Source organism: Streptomyces drozdowiczii (assembly GCF_026167665.1).
Taxonomy (GTDB): domain Bacteria; phylum Actinomycetota; class Actinomycetes; order Streptomycetales; family Streptomycetaceae; genus Streptomyces; species Streptomyces drozdowiczii_A.
The window spans coordinates 6,158,538-6,175,414 of sequence record NZ_CP098740.1 but is presented as its reverse complement, the minus strand read 5'-3'; the positions used below and the strand labels follow the sequence as shown (position 1 = coordinate 6,175,414).

General features: G+C 72.7%; 11 protein-coding genes and 4 pseudogenes. 6 read left to right on the top strand and 9 right to left on the bottom strand.

All coding sequences use genetic code 11. The features are described from left to right. Positions 1-4: 4 nt before the first annotated feature. Both NEH16_RS28135 and NEH16_RS28130 read left to right on the top strand, forming a co-directional pair. The gene (locus NEH16_RS28135) at positions 5-1,765 is read left to right on the top strand and encodes a PP2C family protein-serine/threonine phosphatase (RefSeq protein WP_265545727.1); all 1,761 of its coding nucleotides are present in this window, start codon (positions 5-7) and stop codon (positions 1,763-1,765) included. 75 nt (positions 1,766-1,840) lie between these two features. Further along, positions 1,841-3,349, top strand: a complete 1,509-nt coding sequence (locus NEH16_RS28130) for a DUF4246 domain-containing protein (RefSeq protein ID WP_265545726.1) — start codon at positions 1,841-1,843, stop codon at positions 3,347-3,349. A gap of 65 nt (positions 3,350-3,414) precedes the next feature. Here NEH16_RS28130 and NEH16_RS28125 read toward each other — a convergent pair. Further along, positions 3,415-4,247: pseudogene (locus NEH16_RS28125) on the bottom strand (PIG-L family deacetylase). 201 nt (positions 4,248-4,448) lie between these two features. On the opposite strand from NEH16_RS28125, the pseudogene NEH16_RS28120 reads away from it, so the two are divergent. Together NEH16_RS28120 and NEH16_RS28115 are read left to right on the top strand one after the other, a co-directional pair. Beyond that, a pseudogene (locus tag NEH16_RS28120) lies at positions 4,449-5,323 on the top strand (alpha/beta fold hydrolase). Positions 5,324-5,327: 4 nt separating this feature from the next. After that, positions 5,328-6,563, top strand: a complete 1,236-nt coding sequence (locus NEH16_RS28115) for a DUF6357 family protein (protein ID WP_265545724.1) — start codon at positions 5,328-5,330, stop codon at positions 6,561-6,563. 12 nt (positions 6,564-6,575) lie between these two features. Here the strand turns inward: NEH16_RS28115 and NEH16_RS28110 are convergent, their stop codons facing one another. Then, positions 6,576-6,971: an FKBP-type peptidyl-prolyl cis-trans isomerase gene (locus NEH16_RS28110; protein WP_265547413.1), complete on the bottom strand. Its 396-nt coding sequence runs from the start codon at positions 6,969-6,971 to the stop codon at positions 6,576-6,578. A 26-nt stretch (positions 6,972-6,997) separates the two neighbouring features. Continuing rightward, positions 6,998-8,181, bottom strand: a pseudogene (locus NEH16_RS28105) (threonine synthase). Positions 8,182-8,554: 373 nt separating this feature from the next. On the opposite strand from NEH16_RS28105, the pseudogene NEH16_RS33975 reads away from it, so the two are divergent. Both NEH16_RS33975 and NEH16_RS28100 read left to right on the top strand, forming a co-directional pair. After that, positions 8,555-8,923 (top strand): annotated as a pseudogene (locus NEH16_RS33975) (hypothetical protein); the annotation flags it as partial. Positions 8,924-9,031: 108 nt separating this feature from the next. Further along, on the top strand, positions 9,032-10,909 hold the full coding sequence (locus tag NEH16_RS28100; RefSeq protein WP_374215634.1) for a chitobiase/beta-hexosaminidase C-terminal domain-containing protein: 1,878 nt from the start codon (positions 9,032-9,034) through the stop codon (positions 10,907-10,909). 49 nt (positions 10,910-10,958) lie between these two features. Here the strand turns inward: NEH16_RS28100 and NEH16_RS28095 are convergent, their stop codons facing one another. The 6 genes from NEH16_RS28095 to NEH16_RS28070 are packed head-to-tail and all read right to left on the bottom strand — an operon-like array spanning position 10,959 to position 16,877. After that, positions 10,959-12,518 carry a DUF885 family protein gene (locus tag NEH16_RS28095; protein ID WP_265545722.1) on the bottom strand — a complete coding sequence of 520 codons (1,560 nt, stop codon included), beginning with the start codon at positions 12,516-12,518 and terminating at the stop codon, positions 10,959-10,961. After that, positions 12,518-12,709: a hypothetical protein gene (locus tag NEH16_RS28090; RefSeq protein WP_265545720.1), complete on the bottom strand. Its 192-nt coding sequence runs from the start codon at positions 12,707-12,709 to the stop codon at positions 12,518-12,520. The genes NEH16_RS28095 and NEH16_RS28090 overlap by 1 nt, the downstream gene beginning before the upstream one ends. After that, positions 12,673-13,716: an ATP-grasp domain-containing protein gene (locus NEH16_RS28085; RefSeq protein WP_265545718.1), complete on the bottom strand. Its 1,044-nt coding sequence runs from the start codon at positions 13,714-13,716 to the stop codon at positions 12,673-12,675. Before NEH16_RS28085 ends, NEH16_RS28090 begins: the two co-directional genes overlap by 37 nt. Positions 13,717-13,724: 8 nt before the next feature. Continuing rightward, positions 13,725-15,119 carry an MFS transporter gene (locus tag NEH16_RS28080; protein WP_265545716.1) on the bottom strand — a complete coding sequence of 465 codons (1,395 nt, stop codon included), beginning with the start codon at positions 15,117-15,119 and terminating at the stop codon, positions 13,725-13,727. Positions 15,120-15,132: 13 nt separating this feature from the next. Next, positions 15,133-15,675 carry a cupin domain-containing protein gene (locus NEH16_RS28075; protein WP_073968871.1) on the bottom strand — a complete coding sequence of 181 codons (543 nt, stop codon included), beginning with the start codon at positions 15,673-15,675 and terminating at the stop codon, positions 15,133-15,135. Continuing rightward, positions 15,672-16,877: an ATP-grasp domain-containing protein gene (locus NEH16_RS28070; protein WP_265545715.1), complete on the bottom strand. Its 1,206-nt coding sequence runs from the start codon at positions 16,875-16,877 to the stop codon at positions 15,672-15,674. Before NEH16_RS28070 ends, NEH16_RS28075 begins: the two co-directional genes overlap by 4 nt.

The following is a 16,877-nucleotide window of genomic DNA, read 5'->3' as shown; positions in this document are numbered from 1 at the left end:
CCCGATGCTGTTCCGGCGCCGCCCGTACACCCGCACCGAGAGGCCCGACATGCCCGTGGACGAACCCCCTTCCGCGGGCAGCGCACGCGCACGTCTGGAACTCCAGGCGATCCGGGCGCTGCTGGACGCCCAGCGGCGGCGCGTCACCCGGTACGCCGAGCGGTACGGGCCCCCCGCGCCCGCCACCGTGCCCCGGGCCCCGCAGGCCCTCGCCACTCCCCCGCCCTCCGGACAGGAGGTGCTCGACGCCCTCCCGGTGGCCGCCCTGCTGCTGACCCCGGTGTTCGGCGAGGACGGCGAGGTCCGGGACGTCGTCCTCCTCGCCCGCAACGCCACGGCCCGCGCCGACGAGGCTTCCCGGTTCCCCGGCGAGGCGCTGCCCCCGTGGACCGGACCGGTGTCGCTGTTCGAGCGGGTCCCCTCGCTGGCCGCCACGGCGATCCCGCGCATGCTGGCCGAGGCGCGCCGCCTGGGTGTGCCGCAGCAGAGCGACACGGTGGAATGGCTGGTGAACACGCGCACGGGGCCGGTCCGGGTCAGCGCGGAGGTCCGGGTCGCGCCCTGCGGCGACCACTTCCTGCTGACCTGGGAGCCGGGCGGCCGGCTCAGCATGGCCGCCGCGGCCCAGCAGCTGGTGCGGACGTGCTGGGCGGAGTGGAATCTCGCGGACGACGGCATCCAGCCGTCCCGGGGGTTCCGCCAGGTGCTGGGCCTGGCGGAGAGCGCCCCGGTGCCCAGCCTGTCCGGCCTGGCCGCCGCCACCGCGCCGGAATGCCTGACCACCCTGTACCAGGCGCTGTACGACGTCCTCCTGCGCAAGCGGGTCACCCAGTGCGAGCTGCGCCTCCGCGGCAGCGAGCGCGTCTTCCGCATGGTCGCCGAGCCCGTGCGCATCGTGCCCGGCGGCCTGGTGTGGGCCCTGCGGGCGGTGCTGACCGACGTCACCACGGACCGGCGCAGGCGGGAGGCGGCCCAGCGGGCCGAACGCGCCGCGCGCCGCGAGCACGAGCGCGCCGACGCGGTGGCGGAGATCGCCGATGTCCTGCGTGACGCGGTGCTGCCGCACTTCCAGGACGAGCTGGACGGCTACGGTCTGGAGGCGGCGGCCGTCTACCGCCCCGACGCACCCGGAGCCGGGGTCGGCGGCGACTGGTACAAGGCCCGCGGGCTGCCCGACGGGCGGCTGCTGCTCGCGCTGGGCGATGCCCGGGGCCACGGCCTGGAGGCGGTCACCCTGATGGCCAAGCTCCGTTACGCGCTCGCGGGGCTCGCGTACACCTCGCAGCCCGTGGAGCGGCTGACGCAGTGGCTCAACGAGGTGGCGTGCGCGGACGCCCGCGAGTCCACCGCCACCGCGATCATCGCCCGCTACCACCCCGAGCGCTCCATGCTCCGCTGGACGTGCGCCGGGCACCCGCGCCCGGTGCTGCTGCGGGAAGGCCACGCCGCTCAGCTGCCGGCGCCCGCCGGAGGGCCCGGGCTGACCCTGGGCGTGCTGCCGGGGACGACGTACAACGCCACGGAGACGAAGCTGGAGACCGGCGACATCGTCCTGATGTACTCGGACGGGCTGACCGAGCGCCGTCCCGCCGACCCCGACCAGGACACCCTCCGCTTCCTCGGCGCGGCCGAGAGCTGCTTCCGGGAGTCCGCGCCGGGCCCCGGCCACGCCGGGCTCCAGGACTACGTCGAACGGCTCGTGGCCCGCCTGGACGGCCCCCACTGCACCGACGACGCGACCCTCCTGGCCCTGCGCCGCCCCTGACCGGCGCCCGGGGCGGTGTCAGTGGGCTCCCGTAACCTTCCGGCCATCACTCACCGCCTGGAAGGACCAAGAGAGTTGACTGGCCTGTCCGCCTTTCTGCTGCCGTTCCACTCCTCCCGCGCCCGCGGGGTCGCAGAGCCCCGGACCCTGCGCGAGCTGGAGATGATCGCGTGCAGCGCGCACCTTCGGGCGAAGCCGGGATGGTCCGAGAAGATGCACGACACCGCCATAGCCGCCAGATGGACGCGGGAGGCGGTCGACCAGGGGCTCACCGAGGCGCAGGCCCGCTATGTGCTGGCCGAACTGGCGCACTACGCGCGGCTGCGGGACGCCCGTACCGGCATCGAGGTCTCCGCCGTCGACGGGGTCTGGCAGTCGGACACGCTGATCGACGCGGAGCTGCGGTCGCGGCTGCGCGAGGCGGTCCGGGTGCTGGAGGAGGTCCCCGAGGAGGAGAGGGACTGGCATCCGGGATCGGACGGCCAGGTGCTGGACCTGGTGCATCCCTCGCTGTTCTGCCTGGTACGGGACGTGAGCGGCGGCCCGGAGCGGGCCTGGGAGAACCCGACGAGCCACTACTCGGCGTACGAGTTCTCGGACCGGTTCCAGTGGCTGCCCACGGACGTCGACGTCAGCGCGGACGGCGAGGCCGCCTTCCTCTCGTACGTGAACAACGTCCACCCCGAGGACCACCGGGAGCTGGCCGCCGTCCTGCCGGAGCTGGTCACGCGGATGCTGCCGCTGTGGGAGAACGTGCTCACCGATCTGCGCCGTCCGCGGCCCCCGCGGATCGAGGCCGACCCGTACGGCTGGTACGACTCGGAGCCGGAGCATCCGGACGAGGACGACTTCGGCGACGGGGCGGCGTACGACGAGGCGGTCGAAGCGTACGAGCTGGCCCTTGACGACTGGTACCAGAACCGTCGCCCGGTCGTCCCGGACGCCCCCGAATTCACCGCGCCCGAGCCGGTCGACGCGTCCGACCGGGTCGTCCTGCGCGGTCGCCGGCTCCAGGTCGTCGCCAAGCTGGCGACCATCCACCTGACGCCCGAGAAGCCCGAGTACGCCGGTGGTTCCTGGCACGTCGAGGGGATGCTGAACGAGCGGATCGTGTCGACCGGCATCTACTACTGGGACAGCGAGAACATCACGGACAGCCGGCTGAGCTTCCGTGCCGCGGTCGACGATCCGGACTACGAGCAGAACGACCACAACGGCGTGAGCGACGTGTACGGCCTGGACGACGAGGGTCCGCTGAACCAGGTGCTGGGCTCGGCCGCGACCCCGGCCGGGCGCTGTCTGGCGTTCCCCAACGTCCTCCAGCACCGCGTCGGTTCGTTCCGCCTCGCGGACCCGAGCCGCGCCGGGCACCGCAAGATCGTGGCCTTCTTCCTGGTGGACCCGTCGGAGACGATCGTCTCGACCTCCGACGTGGCGCCGCAGCAGCCCTGGGCCGGGACCTCGACCATGACCCTGGAGGAGGCGAAGGCGTACCGCGAAGAGCTGATGCGGGAGCGGAAGTTCTTCGTGGACGAGCACAACGAGCAGCTGTTCGAGCGGGAGTTCTCCCTCTGCGAGCACTGAGTACGCCCTCCGGCTCACACCCGGGCGGGGTGTGAGCCGGAGGACGGGGCCGGGCGGCCCGGAGGTCAGCGCAGTCCGGCGAAGAGGTCGTTCTCGGGGAGGGGGCGTCGGTGGTGTCCCTGACGCGCACGAAGGGTTCCACGCCCATCATCTCGCCGAACCGCTCCTTGCCCATCTTCAGGAAGAAGATGTTCTCGCCCTGGCTGGCGTGCGCGGCCAGGGAGTCGAACTTCTGGCCGCTGAACGCGGTGGTGTCGACCCAGGTGGTGATCTCGTCGTCGGGCAGGCCGATCTCCGCCATCGCGGCGGCCTCCTCCGGGTCGGGCTCCGGCAGGTCCTCCCCGAACTCGCGCATCATCTCGCCGAAGCGCTGCATCATCGAGCGCGGTGCCGTCGTCCAGTAGACCTTGGGCGTCAGCCCGGTCATCTCCAGGGCGGCCATCGTGATGCGGTTGGCCTGGATGTGGTCGGGGTGTCCGTAGAAGCCGTTCTCGTCATAGGTGACGACCACGTCGGGCCGGTAGTGGAGCATCAGCTCGGCGAGCCGGGCGGCGCCCTCCTCCACGGGCGTGCCCCAGAAGGAGCCGGGCGCGTCGTTGGCCGGCCAGCCCATCATCCCGGAGTCGGCGTAGTCGAGCATCTCCAGATCGCTGATCTTCAGGACCTCGCAGCTGGCCTCCAGCTCCCGGCGGCGCATCACGGCGACGGCCGCCGGGTCGTGCCCGGGATCACCCGGCTTCACGCCTCCCGGCCCGTCCCCGCAACCGCCGTCGGTACAGGTCACCAGCACCGTGCGGATGCCTTCCGCCGCATACCGGGCGAGCACGCCCCCGGTCCCGGTGGCCTCGTCGTCGGGGTGGGCGTGCACTGCCATGAGGGTCAGCGGCCGGTCAGTCATCACACAGTCCTCCAGCGGAAACAAGCATGCGGTACGGGGGCACGACGGACGCACCGGGCCCCCTGACATGCAACCGCCCCGACCGGACCAGGTGTTCCCGGCGGGGCCGATCCGTATGGCCGAAACCCGCCGCCCGACCTCCCCGGCGGTGACAGATTCCTCAGGGAGACGGTGGACGCGCGTACGGGGAGGCGATGGGACATGGCTGAGGCAGACCTTTCGGCCGGGACGGTCGAGTATCTGGACACCGGCGGCGAGGGGCCGGTCGTGGTCCTGCTGCACGGTGTGGCGATGGACGGCTCCCTGTGGCGGAACGTGGTGGAGCCCCTGCGATCCGATGTCCGCTGCGTGGTGCCGACGCTGCCGCTGGGGGCCACCGCCGGCCGATGCGCCCCGACGCCGACCTGTCGGTCGCGGGCGTGGCCCGGCTGGTCGCCGAGTTCCTCGACCGGCTCGACCTGCGCGACGTCACGCTGGTGATGAGCGACTGGGGTGGTGCGCTGGCCCTGGTCTCCGAGGGCAGGGACGAGCGGATCGGGCGGCTCGTCATCACGTCGTGCGAGGCGTTCGACAACTTCCCGCCGGGCGTGCCGGGCAGGAACCTGTACGCCTCGGCGAAGCTGCCGGGCGGCATCGGCCTCGCCTTCAAGCTGCTGAAGCTGAAGCCGATGCGCCGGCTGCCCGTGACCTGGGGCTGGATGACCAAGCGCCCGGTGCCGCACGAGGTGATGGACGCCTGGTTCACCCCGCTGTGGACCTCCGGGGAGATCCGCCGGGACCTGCGCAAGTACGTGCTGGGCGTCCCGCCGAAGAACGAACTGCTGGGCTGGACGGAGAAGCTGCGGGACTTCGACCGGCCCGCCCTCGTGGTGTGGGCGGCCGAGGACAAGGTGATGCCCCCGGAGCACGGGCGCAGACTCGCCGAGCTGCTGCCCAAGGGCCGGCTGGTGGAGATCGAGGACAGCTACACCCTGATCCCCGAGGACCGGCCCGCGGAGCTGAGCGCCCACATCCGGTCCTTCGTGCTGGACGACGGGGGCGCCTCCTCCAGGAGCCGGGACCGTGGGGAAGACTGACGCCATGAGCGAGGTCGTATTCACGCGTGGGAGTGGCTGGATCCCGCGCGTGGTCCGCGAGGACGGGGTGCTGAAGCTGACGCTCGGGGCCGGGGCGGATGCCAATCACGAGCCCCGGACGTTCACGTTCCCGATCGGGGAGGAGCATCTCGCGGTGATCCGGGAGGACCTGGGCAGGCACCTGCTGCTGTGGAGTGCGGTGCTGCCGCTGTGCGACGCGGCCGGGACGCGGGGCCGGCTCGATGAGGACGCCGCCGTCGCGCTCCTGGACCCGGTCCTTCTCGCCGCACCCGCCGAGGTCGACGCGTACTTCCGGCGCATCCCCTGGGACAAGGGCCGGCTCGTCGCCCACGGGGCCGGCATCGACCTGCTCGAACAGGGCCAGGTCTGTGCGGCGATGCGTACGGCGACCGAGGCGTCGGACGCGAACCGGGCCCAGGAGTACCGGGCCGAGCGCCGTCGGGCCGAGCGCGGCACCGTACTCGGTCCGCTCGACGCGGCGGTGCTGAGGTACACGGGCCAGTACGTGCACGGCGCGACCCTCCCGAGGCGGCTGCCCGACGCCGTCGAGCCGGCGCTGCTGCCCGAGGTCATGCGGGTGGTCGCCACCGCGGAACGCGCGTGCGCCGGTCTGCGGATCGGCCGCGACCCGCGGCGGGGCAGGCGCGGCACGGACAAGCGGGACTGGGAGCGGATGGCGGCGGCGGTCGAGTCGGCCGTACGCCGGGCGCACCCGGAACTCGCCGCTGACGCGGTGCGCACCCTGGGCTTCCTGATGTGCTCGGAGGCCGTCGACCGCGCCAGGAGCACGCCCCTGGAAGCCTACGAGGAGGCGGCCGACGGCCGCGGGGCCCTCTCGTTCACCGACGACAAGGGCGCCGAGCGGACGTGGCGCCCGGGCGGTCCCCGTACCGCCGCCGTGGCGTTCTGGGAGTTCGTGGAGGACCGTGTCGCCTCGGGCAACGAGGTCTTCACGATCGAGGACGAGGAGCGGGGCGAGGGGGTCCAGGTCCACTTCTACGCGGACTCGATCGCCCGGATCACGACCGTGCGCGAGGGCCGGGGCGGGGCCGATCCGGAGTACCGCGTCGAGTACAGCCTGGTCGACGGGATGAGCGGGTACCGGCGCCTGGTGAGCGCCTTCGTCCGGGGCGGCTGCGCCGCGCTCGACGGGCTGGGTACGTGGATGTCGGACCACGCCGAGTTCGAGCGCGCGCGTCGGCGGCGGGGCGGCCGGTAGTCCGCGCCGGGTTCAGGCCGAGCCGCCCGGGCCCACCACGGTGAGCAGGTCCACGACGAAGACCAGGGTCGAGTTCGGCGGGATGAAGGCGGACGGTGACTGCTTGCCGTAGCCGAGACGCGGGGGAACGATGATCTCGCGCCGACCGCCCGCCCTCATACCGCGCAGGCCGCGGTCCAGGCCCTTGATGGCCTTGCCGCCGCCGATGGCGAACTTGAACGGCCGGTCCTGCTCCCAGGAGGAGTCGAACTCCCTGCCGGACGCGAACGTGACGCCGACGTAGTGGACCCGCACCACCCTCCCGGGCAGTGCCTCCGGCCCCTCTCCCACCACGAGGTCCCGGATCGTCAACTCGGTGGGCGCGGCGCCCTCCGGCACCTCGACCTCGGGCTTGGCCGGTTCGCTCATCATGGATCCCCTGCTCGTCGGCACGGCTACTCGGTGCTGTCCGCTTCCCGGACGCCGTCACCGTAACCGGCGAAGACCGCGGCCATCCTCTCGGCGGACTTGAGCCCCGCGCCGGTGAGCACGACGACGGTCGTCTCGTCCGGTGCGATCTCGCCGGACGCGATGAAGTGGTCGAGGGTCGCCGCGGCGACACTGCTGGTCGGCTCGGCGTACAGGCCGCGCGCGCTCAGGGCGCGGACGGCGGCGTGGATCTCCGCCTCGGGCACGGCGTACGCGGCTCCGCCGGAGCGGCGAACGGCCTCCACCGCCTCGGGCAGCCGGACCGGGCGGGCGATGGACGCGCCCTCGGCGATGGTCGGCACCCGCTCGCCGCGCGAGGCCGGGTCGATGCCGTTGAACGTGTCGGCGATGGTCGCCCAGTGCTCGGGCTGCCCGACGAAGAGGCGCGGACGCCGGTCGATCTGCCCGGCGGCGAGCAGCTCGCCGAAGGCGAGGTCGCACCCGATGACGTTGCTGCCGGCCCCGGCCACGAGGACCACGTTGTCGGGCGCCGTGAAGCCCAGGGACTCCCACATCTCGTAGGCGACGGTCTTGGTGCCCTGGATGAACATGGGGTGCCAGTTGTGGCTGGCGTACGGAATCCGCTCCGACTGCCGGACCGCCTCCTCCGAGACCTCGTCGCGGGTGCCTTCCACGAGCTCGATCTCGGCCCCGTACGCCCGGGCCTGGAGGATCTTGGCCGCCGAGGTGGCGGCGGGGACGATGATCTTGGCGCGGATCCCGGCAGCGGCGGCGTAGGCGGCCACGGCGGAACCGCCGTTCCCCGAACTGTCCTCCAGCACCCGGTCGACACCCTGCGCCACGAGGTGGGAGACCATCACGGACACCCCCGGTCCTTGAAACTGGAGGTCGGATTGAACCACTCCAGCTTGAAGTGGACCCGCCGCCCGCCCCAGTCGACCGGGATCATCGGCGTACAGCCTTCCCCGAGACTCACCCGCCGGCCGGCCGGCACGGGAAGGGCGGCCCGGTAACGCCAGAGCGACCGCTCGGCGCCATCGATCTGCTCCGGCCGCAGCCCCGGCAGGGCACTGACGGCGAGAGGTCCCCCGTCGTCACCCCGCCAGCGCGGATCGTCCAGCGGGTAGCGCCCGCCGGACCGATCGAGGAGAACGGGCGCGTGGAGGCCCGAAGGCTGTTCAGAGGTCATGGGCGATCCCGGGTGTTTGTCGACGGCCGCCATGTCACAGCCGATGCACATCAGTACCCGACATCGCGGGCCGCCACCATCGGATTGCTGGTCCTTCAGGCCACACTGCGGCTCAAGCGGGCACAGCGCGCAAAAAGCGTTCAAGACTTGAAGCCTGTGCATCTTCTTGACGGCTCACCCCTGTCACCCAACACTGCCTTGACGGCGCCAGCACCTCGCTCATCCGTAGATTGAGAGCGTTTTCAAGAGGTTCATTCAAAGGTCCGCAGAGTTGGCAAGGCGATGCCCGCACAGTGTCGAGACCGTCTGCACCTGTCCTCCGCAGCGTTGATCCGGTGTTCACTTCACAAAACCAGGTGAAAGGACTCCCCCCATGCGCACAACCGTCCCACCCGGCCGCATGAGATCCCTGCAAGGTCCGAAGCACCGCGTCATCGCTCTACTGAGTGCCCTCATACTCGCGCTCGTCGGACTGCTCGGCCTCGATCAGAGCGCCGCTCCCGCGTCGGCAGCCGCGCCCGACTACACCCAGAGCGTCGCTCAACTGAGCTCCACACAAGCTCAGATCGCGTTCACACCGGCCACGTCCGCGGTCTACGTAGATGTGCACTACCTGGTCAACAGCGCCAACCAACAGAACGTCCGTATGACGAACAATGCGGGCACATGGACCCAGACCGTCGGCTCGCTCGCCAACGGAACGGTCCTGGAGTACTGGTTCACCTACGAGAAGAGCGGGCCGCAGTACGACACACCCCACTTCACGTACACCCAGGGCGGTGGTGGAACCGGCACTGTTGCCACACCCACCTTCACTCCCGCGGCGGGCACCTACGCATCGGCCCAGAGTGTGACGCTCGCCGACGCGACCGCGGGCGCGAGCATCCGCTACACGCGTGACGGCTCCACCCCCACCGCGGCGTCCACTCTGTACAGCGGGCCGATCAGCGTCACGGCCACCACCACCATCAAGGCCATCGCCATCAAGTCCGGACTCGCCGACTCCGCGGTCGCCAGCGCGACGTACACGATCGGCGCGTCGGCAAGCTGCCCCGCCCAGTCGGACACGCCGAACTTCGGCCCGAACGTGCACATCTACGACCCGAGCATGTCCAGTGCCACCATTCAGGCGCAGCTCGACGCGCAGTTCGCCCAGATGAAGGACACCGCCTCCGCGCAGTTCAGCGAGAACCGAGTGGCACAGCTCTTCAAGCCGGGTACGTACGCCGTCGACGACAATGTCGGCTACTACACCTCGGTGGCGGGTCTCGGACAGAATCCGGGTGACGTGACGATCAACGGACACGTCACCGTGGACGCCTTCAACGCCTCGGACGCCGGCAACGCGACGCAGAACTTCTGGCGCTCGGCCGAGAATCTGGCCATCAATCCGGTGGGTGGGAACCGTTGGGCCGTGGCGCAGGCGGCCCCGTTCCGCCGGATCGACGTCCGCGGCGACCTGCAGCTCTACCCGGCCAGCTACGGCTGGGCGAGCGGCGGCTACATCGCCGACACCAAAGTCAGCGGCCAGGCGGCGTCCATCTCGCAGCAGCAGTGGTACACCCGGGACAGCAACCTGGGCAGCTGGGCCGGCGGCGTGTGGAACATGGTCTTCTCCGGCACCGTCGGTGCTCCCGCGAACACCTTCCCCAACCCGCCCGAGACCACCCTGGCCACCACCCCGGTCTCCCGTGACGTGCCGTATCTGTACGTCGACGGCGCCGGAAAATACCGCGTGTTCCTTCCGTCGCTGCGCACCAGCGCATCGGGGGCGAGCTGGGCGAACGGCAGCACTCCCGGCACCTCGCAGCCGATGAGCCAGTTCTACGTGGTCAAGGCCGGCGACACTGCCGCGACCATCAACAACGCCCTTTCCCAGGGCTGCAACCTGTTCGTCACGCCGGGCGTCTACCACCTGAACCAGACGCTGAACATCACCCGGCCCAACACGGTCGTCCTCGGCATCGGCTACCCGACCTTCGTCCCGGACAACGGCGTCAACGCGATCCAGGTCGCCGACGTGGACGGAGTCCGTCTCAAGGGCCTGCTGATCGACGCAGGAACCACCAACTCGGCGGCGCTGCTGACCGTCGGCCCGTCCGGATCGTCCGCGAGCCACGCGGGCAACCCGACGACCGTCCAGGACGTGTTCTTCCGGATCGGTGGCCAGATCGCCGGCAAGGCGACGACCAGCCTGATCGTCAACAGCAACAACGTGATCGTCGACCACATCTGGGCCTGGCGGGCCGACCACGGCAAGGCAGGAAGCTTCGGCTGGACGACCAACACGGCGGACACCGGCGTGATCGTCAACGGCAGCAGCGTTCTGGCAACCGGTCTCTTCGTCGAGCACTACCAGAAGCACGAAGTCGTCTGGAACGGCCAGAACGGCAAGACGATCTTCTTCCAGAACGAGATGCCGTACGACGTGCCCAATCAGGGCGCGTGGATGAGTGCGGCAGGGGTCAACGGATATGCCGCTTACAAGGTGGGCGCGGGCGTCACCACCCACGAGGCGTGGGGACTCGGCAGCTACTGCTATTTCAACGTCAACCCCGCGGTGAACAGCTACCACGCCTTCGAAGTGCCCAACACCCCCGGCGTGAAGTTCCACAACGCTCTGACGGTCTCACTCGGCGGCGTGGGCACCATCACCCACGTCATCAACGACACGGGGGCGGTGACCGCCTCGAACACCACTCCCAGCAATGTGGTCGCCTACCCATGAGGCAATGACCTGAAGTGAAAGGTGGTCCGCCGCGCGCGGTTGTGGTCGTCTACGGCGCCTGCGCCGCGCCCCCGCGCGGGGCGAGGTCGCCCACGACCGCCCTCTCCAGCAGGCCGATCGGGGGCATGCCGAGGGACAGCAGCGTGTCGTGGAAGCGGCGGTGGGTGTAGCGGTGGCCCCAGCCGGTGCGTGCCAGGGCACGCACCCGCAGGATCTCCGACTTGCCCAGGGTGTAGCGGCCGTACGTGGGCTCGACCGCGCCCCGCAGGGCCTCGGCGCGGGCGGAGCGGCCCCGCAGGAACGCGTCCGCCTCGAAGCGCGCGGTGGCCTCCTCGGTGGTCAGGGCGCCGGTGTGCAGGCCGATGGCGCAGAACAGGCGGGTGACGCGGAGCAGTGCTTCGAGGGCGGTGCCGACGACGTAGCGCGGGTCGTGGTCCCGGAAGCCCTCCTCGACGTACAACTCCTCCGCGTAGTGCGCCCAGCCCTCGACGAAGGCCGGGGACTCCAGGGACCTGCGCACGTCGCTGGTGAGGGCGCGCAGGGCGCGGCCATGGGCGTAGTGGCCCGGGGTGACCTCGTGGACCGTGATGGCGGGCAGTGAGGTGGAGCTGAAGACCGCGAGCCATTCGGCGGCCTCGTGCGGCGGCCAGCCGGGGTCGGGCGGTACGACGTAGTACCAGCTGGGCGCGTCCTGTTCGTACGGCGCCGACCAGGACATCATCGCCTGCGCGTAGGCGCGCGAGGCCGGGGCGGGGCCCACCTCGCACCGGCCGCCCGGGTCCGCGATCAGGTCGCGCGCGACCGCGAAGCCGGTGACCTCGCCGAGCAGCGCCCGGGCCGCCGTGAACACGCCCTCGGTGGTGGCCGGGTGGTCCGCCAGCAGGGCGGGGACGACCTCGCGCACCCGCCCGCCCGGCTCAAGGCGCTCCACCGCGTCCTCCAGCAGGGCCCACAGGCGGGCGCGTTCGGCCTCGGCCGCGGCCGTCAGCGCGCCGGTGTCGTACGTCATGGCCTCGCCCGCGCCCAGCAGGCGCAGGAACACGGCCTCGCCCAGCGCGGCCGACGGGTCGCCCCCGGCCGCCGCCGCCTCGACGTGGGCGACCAGGCGGCGCACCGCCGCCAGGGCGGGCGCGTCGTCGGCCGCGTCCTGCGCCAGGCCCCGCAGCGCGGGCAGGGCGGCCAGCGCCACCGGGGCCGGGACCCGGTCGAGCGCGGCCACCGCGTGCTCCACCGCGTCGGGCCAGGCCGCCAGGTGGCGCAGCCGGGCGCGCCGGCGCTCCCCGGCCGGGGCGTACTCCCGGTCGTAGCAGGCCAGGTCCATGGCGGCCAGGTGGAGCAGCGGGTCGCGGCGGTGCAGCAGGGCCTCGCCGAAGCGGGCGCGCAGGCCGTCCTCGTGGACCGCGAGCACCTCGGCGTCGAAGGGGTCGGCCGGGAGCGGGCCGGTGCCGAGGCGGGCGAGGGCCGCGGACACTCCGGCGGGCGACAGGTCCTGGAGGACGCCGTCGTACTCGTGCAGCCCCGCGTACTCGCGGGCGCGGGCGTGGTCGAGTTCGACGGCCGCCCTGACCCGGGCGTCCCGCAGGCCCGGCGCGGCCGTACCGCCCGCCATCAGGGCGCGCCGAGGCGCGTCGCCACCCGCAGCGTGCTGCGCACGTCGTCGAGGGCGACCTCGAGCGAGCCGGGGTCGGGGGCCGAGAGCAGCACATGGCCGACGCGCTCGACGGAGGAGCGGGCCGGGGCGACCGCGTCCCCGGGTGCCGCCGTCACCCGCGCCGCCACGACGTGCGGGTGGGCCAGCACCTCGTCGAGGCCGCGGATCTCGGTGACGGTGCCGGGGCGGGCCGCGGGCAGGTAGCTTGCGGTGCGGCGCAGCGGGGCGGCCGGGGGCCCGGCAGGTCGGCGCCCAGGGCCAGGCGCACGACCATCTCGTACCAGTCGATGCCGTACGCGTCGCCGAGCAGGTCCATCAGGTGGTCGCCCGGCGTGCGCACGGCGACCTCCATGACCGAGGGGCCGCGGGCGGTGAGGCGGAACTCCAGGTGCACGATGCCGGTGCGCATGCCGAGCGCGGCAAGGACCTCGGCGCCCAGCCGGTCGACCGTGGCGCGGGTGGGGGCGTCGACCTCGGTGGCGACGCGGTGCGCGACCTCCACGAAGTACGGCGGGCCCGTGGTCTCCTTGGCGGTGAGGTTGGCGAACCACACCTCGCCGTCGCGGACGAGCGCCTCCCAGCTGTACTCGGGGCCCGCCGCCGCGCGCTCCACGAGGAGCCGGCCCTCGTCGTCCCTGCGGGCCACCACCTTCTCGAACGCGCCCTGGTCCATGACGAGTTCGACGCCCGCGCTGCCCGCGGAGGACAGCGGCTTGACGACGACGGGCAGGCGTTCGGCGGCCCAGTCGCGGCCGTCGCCGAGCCGGTCGGCGACCATGAAGTCGGGCTGGCCGATGCTCGCGGCGGCGAACCGGCCCCGCTGGAGCGCCTTGTTGCGCGACAGGACGGCGGCCCTCAACGAGGGTCCGGGGAGGCCCAGTTCGTCCTGGACGAGAGCGGCGGCCAGGACATGGGGTTCGCTGAAGGCGACCACGCCGTCAGGGCGTGCGTGGCGCACCGCCGCGCTGGCGGCCTCGTACCACAGCTCGTCCGAGCCGCCCCGGCAGACCGTGACGTCGTCGGCGACCCCGGCCAGGTCCGCGGCCCTCGGCTCCGTCTCCACGGCGTGGACCCGTACGCCGAGGCGCCGGGCCGCTTCGAGGTAGGGCCGTCCGGTCATGCCCACCCCGACCAGCAGCAGTCTCTGCCCCTCCATGGGATGGATCACCTCTCCTTCGCGATGGTCTCGTGCGGCTCACGCGGCTCGTGAGCCTTGTGTGGCCCAGATGGCTCATGTAGCGCATGTAGCTTTTGTGGTTCATGCGCCGTCGCGGGTGGCTCGGGGGCCGTCTCGTGCGGCGTCTCGTGCGGCTCGTGCGCCTTCCCGGGCGGTTCGGGGGTGCGGATGCCCCGGGCGGCGCCCGCCGCGATCACGACCACCAACGACCCGGCCACCGCGAAGCCCGCGGCCAGGGCCGCCCAGCCGGTCGTGCCGTTCCCGGCGACCGCCCAGGTGATCAGGGCCGGTCCCACGGCCGACGCGGCGCTGGTGCCCAGCTCGTACACCGACAGGTGGTAGGCGCGCGACTCCGGCGGCGAAAGCGCGTACGACAGGCGCCAGGCGCCGACCGACTGCCAGATCTCGCCCAGCGTGAGCACCAGGGTGGCGGCGGCCACCAGGACCGTCGCCGCGACCGGGCCGACCCGCGCGGTCAGCGCGGTGAGCAGGCAGCAGGCCGCCAGGCACCAGCCCGCCCAGCGCTGGCGCCTGGCGGCGTTGCGCAGGTCGTCGGCGCCGCCGCTCAGGCGCACCTGGAGCAGGATGACCAGGGCGGTGTTGAGGACGACGACGCCGCCGATGACCCAGGTGGGCGCCTCGGTGCGGGTCGCGATCCAGAGCGGGAGCGCGGCGGCGAGCAGCACCGAGTGCAGGAACAGCACCCCGTTGAGGAACGCCAGCGCCAGGAAGCGCGGGTCGCGCACCCGGGTCGGTGCGCGGCCGTCGCGGGCGCGCGGGGAGCGGACGTTGGCGGCGGCGGGCAGCCGGGTCAGCACGGCCGCCGCGGCGAAGAAGGTCAGCGCGTCGGCGAGCACCAGTGCGGAGAACGCCGTGGTGTCGTCCAGCGCGAGGACCAGGGAGGCGAGCACCGCGCCCGCGCTGAAGCCGACGTTGCGCACGGAGGCGATCACCGCCATGGTGCGCACCCGGGCCGCGTCGCCCTCGACCGCGCCCACGATGCCCTGCACGATCGGCCCGCCGCCCCACTCGGCGACGCCGATGAGGAAGGCGACGACGTAGAAGACCTCAGGTTCGCGGGCGAAGGGGTAGACGCAGAAGCAGGCGCCGCGCCACAGGTAGAGGGCGACCAGGGCGCGTTTGCCGCCGATGCGGTCGGCGAGGCGGCCGGTGGGCACCATGCCGAGGAACCCGGCCAGGCCGGTCAGGGACAGGCCGATGCCGACCTGCACGGTGGACAGGCCGAGGGCGCGGGTGAAGAAGAGGGCCGATCCGGCGAGGAACAGGCCGGTGCCGAGGGAGTCGACGAGCGCGGCCGCGACGAGCCTGCGGGCGGGGCCGCCCGCGGGCAGCCACGACCGCACCGCTGCCTTGGGGTCCATGGGTCGCCTCCGATCAGCTCTCGCGCTCGGCGCCGATGCCGACGAAGCACATCAGGGCGGCGCTGGTGCCCCGGTTGTGCCAGGTGTGGCGGGTGCCGAGCTGGACGACGCAGGTGCCCGGGGTGACCAGGACCTCTTCGCCGTCGTCGAGTTCGAGGTGCAGCTCGCCCTCCAGGCAGACGCCGTAGTCGACGGTGTCGGTGGTGTGCATGCCGGTGCCGCCGGGTTCGAAGACCTCCCACAGGCCCGGCAGCCGCTCGCGGACCTCGGCGGCGTGCTCCTCGGGGTCGCCGGCGGGCGCGGGCGTGGCGGACTGCGGCTCGTAGCGGGCGAACAGCAGCCGGGTGCCGCCGGGTCCGGGGAAGAAGGGCAGGGTCACGGGCGCGGCCGGTCCTTCGCCGACCCGGGCACCGCCGTCCGGCGTCCCCCAGGCCAGGTGGAAGCGCGACCCGGGCCAGGCGGCCACGGTGACGGCGGGCACGGGCCCGTCGCCGGTGACGGCGGAGGTGCCGTCCGCGGTGCGGGACGCCACGACGAGGCGGGGGGTGAGGGTCATCGCGGGTCCTCCCCGGGGGCGACGGTCACCGAGGCGAAGAGGTCGGTGAGGAAGCGTTCGAGTACGGCGCTGGGCGCGGGGCCCACGACGCCTGCGAGCGGGACGTCGGCGTCCGCGTAGGTGACGGCGGTCTTCACCGGTTCGTGCGGGGCGCGCTGCACCCAGCGGTGCACCAGCGGGTCGTCGCGGAAGGGCTTCTCGCCCTCGACGCGGCAGAAGCGCGAGCCCAGCGTGTGGCCGGGGACGACGAACCAGCCGTAGCGGGCGTCGGGGGCCGCGGCGGGTGCGGCGGCCGGGACGTGCGACTCGCCGGTGAGCAGGCGCAGGTGGACCGACGACATGTGCACGCCGGTGGCCAGTTCGAAGGTGTCGGACACGTCCGCTCCCCCGACGCGCGCGCCCACTTCGAGGAAGACCGGGCCGTCGGCGGTCTCGATGGCCTCCAGGTGGAAGGGGCCCTCGGTGATGCCGACCGCGCGCAGGCAGGCCAGCGTGAAGTCGACGGTGGCGGGCGGGGTGTCGACCTGCAGGGAGCCGAGCGGCGCGCCCTGCGCGTAGCCGAGGCAGGTGCCGACGTACCGGCTCGCCTGGACGGCGAGCGGGCGGCCGTCGGCGAGCACGCCGTCGACGTGCACGACGTCCCCTTCGACGAACTCCTCGACCTCGTGGTCGTCGACGTCCACGGCCACGGCCCCGCCGCGCACCGCGTCGAGGGCCTCCCTGACCGTGGGGTAGGCGGTGACGCCCTCGCTGGACGCGCCCGCGAGCGGCTTGAGGACGGTGCGTCCCGTCCACTCCACCCCGGAGGCGAGGGCGCGGGCCAGCGGGGCGTAGCGCGGGGTGCGCAGGCCCGCGGCGGCGACGGCGGCCTTCATGACGACCTTGTCGCGGGTGGGCAGCACGTCGGCGACGCGCGGGCCGGGGACGCCGAGGGCCTCGCGCACGCGGGCGGCGGGCAGCAGGTCGTACTCGGACAGGGCGACGACGAGGTCGGGGCGCGGCAGGTCGTGGACGGCGGCGACGACCTCGGCCGCGGTGTCGCCGGTGCCGGGGCGTTCGAGGCGCAGGGCGGGGACGTCGGCGGGCAGGGTGGCGGCCCGCTCGGGGGTGCTGACGTACGTGACCCGGTGGCGGGCGTGGTCGAGGTTGTCCGCGTAGCGCGCGAAGGGGTCGGGCACCCGGTGCATGACGAGGATGTGCAC